We start from the raw sequence: 6,063 nt of genomic DNA, 5'->3' as shown, positions 1-6,063 counted from the left end.
CCACAACGGTTATGTGCGATAGCATGGAAGCAATGTTTACCTAGGTCGATACCTAAAATATGAATAGAAGACATATGGTTCACCTCATTCTGAGAGCCTACTCTAAGCTTAAGGGCTTGAGAGTGAGGCGGACCATATAATTAAGCCCATCACTAGATGGGCTTCTTATTATCTAAGCAATAGATAATCTGTCGATTATTCAACCGTTACCGCTTTCGCTAGGTTACGAGGTTGGTCAACATCGGTACCTTTGATTAGCGCTACGTGGTAAGACAGCAGCTGCATCGGTACTGTGTAGTAGATAGGTGCTGTTACTTCACTTACGTGAGGCATCTTGATGATCTTCATATTCTCATCGCTTTCAAAGCCAGCGTCTTGGTCAGCGAATACGTAAAGTAGACCGCCACGAGCACGTACTTCTTCAACGTTTGATTTCAGCTTCTCTAGTAAGTCATTGCTTGGTGCAATTACCACTACAGGCATATCTGCATCAATAAGCGCTAGAGGGCCGTGCTTAAGTTCACCAGCTGCGTATGCTTCAGCGTGAATGTAAGAGATCTCTTTCAGCTTCAGTGACGCTTCCATTGCGATTGGGTAGAACTCGCCACGACCTAGGAACAATGTGTGGTGCTTATCAGCAAAGTCAGGTGCTAGCGCTTCGATCTCTTTATCGAATGCTAGAGCTTGCTCGATAGCCGTTGGTAGCTCATGCAGCGCTTTAACGATTTCCGCTTCTTTCTCTTCATTGATGCGACCTTGCAGACGACCAATTGAAGTAACCATCATCAGCATTGCTGCTAGTTGAGTTGTGAAAGCCTTAGTTGAAGCTACACCGATCTCTGTTCCTGCACGAGTCATGAAAGCAAAATCAGATTCACGAACCAGCGAAGAACCCGCAACGTTACAGATAGTCATTGCTGACATGTAGCCTTTCTCTTTTGCAAGACGAAGTGCAGCAAGCGTATCAGCCGTTTCACCAGACTGAGATAGCGTAACTAGCAGGCTGTTTGGACGCACAACGAAATCGCGGTAACGGAATTCAGAAGCGATCTCTACATCACAGCTTACGCCCGCTAGAGACTCAAACCAGTAACGAGCAGCCATACCTGAGTTGTAAGAAGTACCACATGCGATGATCTGCACGTGTTCAACCTTGCTTAGGATCTCTTCAGCTTTAACACCGATTGCGTTAGTGATAACCGAAGTTTCAGAGATACGACCTTCCATTGTGTTGATCAGCGCAGTTGGCTGTTCGAAGATCTCTTTTTGCATGAAGTGACGGTATTTACCTTTATCACCTGCATCGTGTTCTGCGTTTGATTCAACGATTTCACGCTCTACACGCTCACCTGCAACGTCAAATACCGTTACATCACGACGAGTAACCTCAGCAACATCACCCTCTTCTAGGTACATGAAACGACGAGTTACGCTTAGTAGTGCAAGTTGGTCTGATGCTAGGAAGTTCTCACCTACACCAAAACCGATAACGATAGGGCTACCAGAACGAGCTACAACAATGCGGCTAGGATCTTTACGATCAACCACAACCGTGCCGTACGCGCCGTCTAACTGCTTAGCGGTTTTTTGTAGTGCTTCAACCAATGAATCAGAAGTACGAAGTTCCCACTCAACTAGGTGAGCGATAACTTCTGTATCCGTTTGTGAAGTAAACACGTAGCCACGCTCTTGCAACAGAGTACGCAGTGATTCGTGGTTTTCGATAATACCGTTATGTACAACTGCGATATCACCAGACATGTGTGGGTGTGCGTTTGCTTCAGACGGCTCACCGTGTGTTGCCCAACGAGTGTGAGCGATACCTGTACCACCAATCACTTGTTGCTCTTCTACCGCGTCTGCTAGCTCTTGTACTTTACCTAAGCGGCGAACACGAGTTAGGTTAGATTCGCTATCCACCACAGCGACACCTGCAGAGTCGTAACCACGGTATTCTAGGCGGCGAAGGCCTTCTACTAAGATTTCGGCTACATCACGTTGTGCTACTGCACCAACAATTCCACACATAGTTTTACTCCATCAATTTTGTTTATTCCTACTGGCAGCAAGCAAAGGCCATATCTTTAATAAGATCAATTATAGGAAGTTAAATGCATAATATTTAAAATTAGTTTTAAGCTGGATCAGTCAGGATCACTCGAACGTCATGTGATTCGATACTTGCTTGAGATTCTTTGCTCAAGTCTGTATCGGTAATCAAGATATCGATGTGGTTCCAAGCCAGCTCTAAATTGGGGATCTTTCGTCCCACTTTTTCAGACTCAACCATCACGATCACTTCTCGTGATACTTCAGCCATAACTTTACTCAGGCCAACCAACTCATTGAATGTGGTTGTGCCTCTGTCGAGGTCGATACCATCAGCCCCGATAAACAGTTGGTCAAAATCGTAAGCACGCAAAACTGACTCTGCGACTTTGCCTTGGAAAGAATCCGAATGGGTATCCCAAGTACCGCCGGTCATGAGTAGCGTCGGTTCACTTTCAAGCTCATTAAGGGCGTTAGCCACATGCAATGAGTTGGTCATAACCACCAAACCACGCTTGCTGTTTAACTGCTGAATTAGAGCACCTGTTGTGCTGCCGCTGTCGATCACAATACGGTTATGGTCACGAATTAAATCTGCAGCCGCTTTTGCCAAAGAAAGCTTTCGAGTCGAAACTTGTTGACCCAGTTCTTCGTTCACAACCTCTTTCGGTAACGAAATCGCACCACCATAACGGCGTAAAAGCTGACCGTTTTTCTCTAAAGACGCCAAGTCCTTTCTAATAGTGACCTCTGAGGTTTCGAACTTAGCGGATAATTCATCAACACTAACCTCCCCTTTTTCGTTCACTAGGTTAGAAATTGCATGTCTTCTGAGCTGAGTGTTTCGTTTCGACATTTAAAAAAGACCACTAAGTTTCGATATGAAACATATTATAGTTACAACGAAACTATTTAGTCCATTTATTTTGATCCAAAAAATTAATAAATAGCGATAAAACCTTGTCCTAAGACAATTGTTAAGCAGTGATATTGAAGTCATTAGGTGGTAGAATCCGCACCCGAAAAGAAAAAAAATTACAAAACTGACTGTTATTTTTTTGCAACTTACCGCCTATATAGTGGGGTAAGTCACAGAAAACCGATATTGAATCAAAATCTTTTGGTCATAAAATGACTAAAATTGATGAAAGACTTACAACTCTGAAGGACATATTGGAAGTCCCGCGCTTTTACACAACAGGCACAAAATGTTGATGTAGCGGACCAATCTTCAGAACTTAAATAAATTTCAAATTGTAACAATACTTACCGGAGAGTACCTTCCATGAAAAAGACCAAAATCGTATGTACGATTGGCCCTAAAACTGAATCTGTAGAGAAGCTAACTGAACTAGTTGATGCTGGCATGAACGTTATGCGTCTTAACTTCTCTCACGGTGATTTCGCAGAGCACGGCACTCGTATCGCGAACTTCCGTAAAGTAATGGAAAATAAAGGTGAGCAACTTGCTATCCTTCTAGATACTAAAGGTCCAGAAATCCGTACTATCAAACTTGAAGATGGTAACGACGTAGATCTAGTAGCTGGTCAAGAGTTCACTTTCACAACTGACGCAACAGTTGTTGGTAACAAAGACGTAGTAGCAGTAACTTACCTAGGTTTCGCTAAAGACCTAACTGCAGGTAACACTATCCTTGTTGATGACGGCCTAATCGAAATGGAAGTTATCGCAACAACAGAAACTGAAGTTAAGTGTAAAGTTCTTAACAACGGTGCTCTAGGCGAAAACAAAGGTGTTAACCTTCCTGGCGTTTCTGTTCAACTTCCAGCTCTTTCTGAGAAAGACAAAGCTGACCTTAAGTTTGGTTGTGAGCAAGGCGTAGATTTCGTTGCTGCTTCTTTCATCCGTAAAGAAGAAGACGTTAAAGAAATCCGTGAACTTCTAAACGCTAACGGCGGCGAGAACATCCACATCATTTCTAAGATTGAAAACCAAGAAGGTGTAGATAACTTCGATTCAATCCTTGAAGCTTCTGACGGCATCATGGTTGCTCGTGGTGACCTAGGTGTTGAAATCCCAGCTGAAGAAGTAATCTTCGCTCAGAAGATGATGATCGAGAAGTGTAACCGTGCACGTAAGATGGTTATCACAGCAACTCAAATGCTTGACTCTATGATCAGCAACCCACGTCCAACTCGTGCAGAAGCGGGTGACGTTGCGAACGCAATCATGGATGGTACTGATGCAGTAATGCTTTCTGGCGAAACTGCTAAAGGTAAGTACCCAGTTGAAGCTGTTACTATCATGGCTCAAATCGCGAACCGCACTGATTCAGCTCTTAAAGCTGAGCTAGGTTCTCGTCTAGACAGCCCACGTCTACGCATCACTGAAGCAGTATGTAAAGGCGCTGTAGACACAGCAGAGAAGCTAGCTGCTCCTCTAATCGTTGTTGCAACTGAAGGCGGTAAGTCTGCACGTTCAGTACGTAAGTACTTCCCAACTGCAAACATCCTTGCTCTAACAACTAACGAAAAGACAGCTGCACAGCTAGTTCTTACTAAAGGTGTTAAGCCAGTTCTTGTTGACTCTATCGAGAACACAGACGCGTTCTACATCAACGGTAAAGAAATCGCTCTACAATCTGGCCTAGGTAACAAAGGCGACATCGTAGTTATGGTTTCTGGTGCTCTAGTAGCTTCTGGTACTACAAACACGGCATCTGTTCACGTTCTATAAGAATGAACCGATTCGCATAAAATATAAAAGAGGGCTTCGGCCCTCTTTTTTTATGAAACAAAATCTTGCCTAACTTTTCAGTACGCTGTATTATCAATCACAATAGAACTACGTACTGTTAACTTCCAATGGGCTCTTTCTAAGAGACGGATTAGCAGACTAGAAATCAATATACATGAGGTTTGTAATGTCTAGTCCTACGCTCACTGACAAAGTATCAAAGATGATTCGCCAAGATATTCTTAATGGTGAGTTAACCCCAGGCCAAAAACTCGTTGTTGCTGATCTAAAAGCACGATACAACGTAGGCGCATCTCCAATTCGCGAAGCCTTGGTACAATTATCTTGGAGCAAATACGTAAAGCTTGAGCCACAGAAAGGCTGCTGGGTATCTCCTGTATCAAAGAAAGAACTGAATGATCTATACGAAAGCCTTCGTGTTGTCTCTTCTGTTCTACTCAAAAAGGCGATTTCAGCGGGTGATGAGAGCTGGGAACTAGATGTACTGACGTCTTACCATAAGTTGTCACGAGTACAGCACGTATCAGAAGAATTTGATTGTGTTGAGTGGGAAGAGCGTCACCAACAATTCCACGTTGCGTTACTTGAAGGCGCTGATTCAGAAAACATGTTTAAGTTCTTTGATGACCTGATCAACCAAGTAAAACGTTACCGCTTCTTAGCGATGTCTGCTGAAAGCGCGTCTGATGATCTGTTTAATATTGATGAGCACGAAATGATCATGAAGCTAGTACTGTCGAAAAATGTAGAGCAAGCGACTGAGCTGCTTGATCAACACCTGCTAGGTTCAATGAAACGAATTGAAGAAGTTATCGAAGCGGCATAACGCTAAAGTAGTTTCTAACCAAATAAAAACGGAGCCCAATGGCTCCGTTTTTTGTTTCCAGTATTACGACTGAACTACCACCCAAAAAACTCTTTGTGATGAGTATTGAGCAGCACAACCATAGGTAAAAAATACAAAGCACTCAATTGAAAGCCAAGAATGGCTAATGTGCCTATGGTTAACCTCACTAAAAAATCGACAAACATACCACGCCTCTTTTAACCAGACTGTATGATCCCCAAACTCTTGCTCCAGCTAACCTAATTCTACTGCTGCCTTTCAACTCATTGAAAAAGCTAGCTAATCAGTTGAATTAAGTTAACGGTGTCATCCTTTTACATCTGGTAAACACTCTATTTATTACACCGTTAAGCACGATGTAATCTGAAGCAAGGTAGTTTACTTATTGTTCAGTTTAGCTCAAATTATCACCAACATTAGACTTTAGTCTAACTGTATAGATTTTGTG

General features: G+C 43.0%; 4 protein-coding genes. 2 read left to right on the top strand and 2 right to left on the bottom strand.

Translation table 11 applies throughout. The features are described 5' to 3' along the window. Positions 1 to 195 precede the first annotated feature (195 nt). Both glmS and L1D37_RS19570 read right to left on the bottom strand, forming a co-directional pair. The gene (gene glmS / locus L1D37_RS19575) at positions 196 to 2,028 is read right to left on the bottom strand and encodes a glutamine--fructose-6-phosphate transaminase (isomerizing) (RefSeq protein WP_239848869.1); all 1,833 of its coding nucleotides are present in this window, start codon (positions 2,026 to 2,028) and stop codon (positions 196 to 198) included. 106 nt (positions 2,029 to 2,134) lie between these two features. Continuing rightward, positions 2,135 to 2,905 carry a DeoR family transcriptional regulator gene (locus L1D37_RS19570; RefSeq protein ID WP_176680873.1) on the bottom strand — a complete coding sequence of 257 codons (771 nt, stop codon included), beginning with the start codon at positions 2,903 to 2,905 and terminating at the stop codon, positions 2,135 to 2,137. A 429-nt stretch (positions 2,906 to 3,334) separates the two neighbouring features. Between L1D37_RS19570 and pykF the strand changes: the two genes are divergently transcribed. Together pykF and L1D37_RS19560 are read left to right on the top strand one after the other, a co-directional pair. Then, entirely contained in the window at positions 3,335 to 4,747 is a 1,413-nt protein-coding gene (pykF, locus tag L1D37_RS19565) for a pyruvate kinase PykF (RefSeq protein WP_017061403.1), read from the top strand. Between the two features lie 175 nt (positions 4,748 to 4,922). Further along, positions 4,923 to 5,594: a GntR family transcriptional regulator gene (locus L1D37_RS19560; protein ID WP_176680872.1), complete on the top strand. Its 672-nt coding sequence runs from the start codon at positions 4,923 to 4,925 to the stop codon at positions 5,592 to 5,594. The last annotated feature ends 469 nt before the right edge of the window (positions 5,595 to 6,063 follow it).

Source organism: Vibrio sp. Isolate33 (assembly GCF_022397895.1).
Taxonomy (GTDB): Bacteria; Pseudomonadota; Gammaproteobacteria; order Enterobacterales; family Vibrionaceae; genus Vibrio; species Vibrio pomeroyi.
The sequence above is the reverse complement of the archived record's forward strand: the minus strand, read 5'-3'. Positions and strand labels throughout refer to the sequence as shown.

Bases quoted from the DNA above. Each gene is read 5' to 3' on its own strand.
- glmS (WP_239848869.1), bottom strand. From the start codon at position 2,028: ATGTGTGGAATTGTTGGTGCAGTAGCACAACGTGATGTAGCCGAAATC.
- L1D37_RS19570 (WP_176680873.1), bottom strand. From the start codon at position 2,905: ATGTCGAAACGAAACACTCAGCTCAGAAGACATGCAATTTCTAACCTA.
- pykF (WP_017061403.1), top strand. From the start codon at position 3,335: ATGAAAAAGACCAAAATCGTATGTACGATTGGCCCTAAAACTGAATCT.
- L1D37_RS19560 (WP_176680872.1), top strand. From the start codon at position 4,923: ATGAGGTTTGTAATGTCTAGTCCTACGCTCACTGACAAAGTATCAAAG.